This is a genomic window from Tropicimonas sp. IMCC6043 (genome assembly GCF_004146235.1).
GTDB lineage: Bacteria > Pseudomonadota > Alphaproteobacteria > Rhodobacterales > Rhodobacteraceae > Tropicimonas.
Genome location: NZ_SELO01000126.1, coordinates 1 through 1,151, shown reverse-complemented (window position 1 = coordinate 1,151; position 1,151 = coordinate 1). Strand labels below are relative to the sequence as shown.

Annotated in this window: 2 pseudogenes; both read left to right on the top strand. The window is 59.3% G+C overall.

Annotated elements, in window-relative coordinates:
* Positions 1-93 precede the first annotated feature (93 nt).
* Positions 94-546, top strand: a pseudogene (locus tag EU800_RS26055) (DDE-type integrase/transposase/recombinase); the annotation flags it as partial.
* A gap of 149 nt (positions 547-695) precedes the next feature.
* Positions 696-1,151 (top strand): annotated as a pseudogene (locus tag EU800_RS26050) (IS6 family transposase); the annotation flags it as partial.

Here is a 1,151-nt window from a genome sequence, read left to right as displayed (position 1 = left end):
CGGATATGGCTGAACAATGGGAGCCGGATGATGCGAGAGTATCACGTCCGGTTCTGAGAGAGCGCGGGGGTGAAAGTCCCCCGCGCCACTCGCCTTTTCGTGAAGATCAACGGCGAACGACACTACCGCTGACGGGCTCAGGACCGCGCGGGCGAAGTGCTGGAGGATTTCGTGACGAAGAACCGGGACAGGAACGCGGCATTGGAATTCTCGAAGATATCGATGAAGCGCCACTGCCGGCCGCATGTTTGCGTCACCGACAAACTTCGGTCATACGGTGCCGTGCTGAGGGAAGTCCACTCGGCGGATGGGCAAGGAACTGGCCGCTGGCGGAACAACAGGGCGGAGAATTCGCACCTGCCGTTTCGACGACGGGAGCGGGCGATGCAACGCTTTCGGCGGATGCGAAGTTTGCAGAAATTCGTCTACGTCCACGCCTCGGTCCACAACCATTTCAACGAGGAACGCCACCTCTACTCGCGACAGAATTTCAAGCTCAACCGTGCCGCCGCGCTTGCCGAGTGGCGTGCTCTCTGCACAGCATAAGGGGCAGGGCTACTGTCCGACCTGAGAGCGGTTCGAATCCGTCTGACAGCACCCGGCCAGTTGAACGATCCGGGCGAGGTAGCGCTCAGAGAGGCGGTGTCAGAAGAACGTGGCTTGAGATGGGGCAGGGGGCTGAGTAGCGTCGCCGGATGACGAAACGCAAACCGTTCAAATACTTCAAGACCAGCCCTGAGATCATCCGCCTGGCGGTGATGATGTATATTCGCTTCCCGCTTTCGCTCCGGAACGTCGAGGATCTGCTTCACGAGCGGGGCATCGAAATCAGCCATGAATCCGTCCGGTTCTGGTGGTAGCGGTTCGGGCCGATGTTCGCCGCGGAGAGCCGCATGAATCGCGCCGAGCGGCTGCGTTCCGGGCCGCAATGGTATTGGCATCTCGACGAAATGTTTGTGAAGATCAACGGTGAACGGCACTACTTGTGGCGGGCCGTCGACCAAGAGGGCGAGGTCCTCGAAAACTATGTGACGAAGACACGCGACAAGAAGGCCGCATTGAAATTCTTGAAGAAAACAATGAAACGCTATGGTCGGCCGCACGTCTTCGTCACCGACAAGCTGCGGTCCTACAGTGCTGCGCTACGGGAG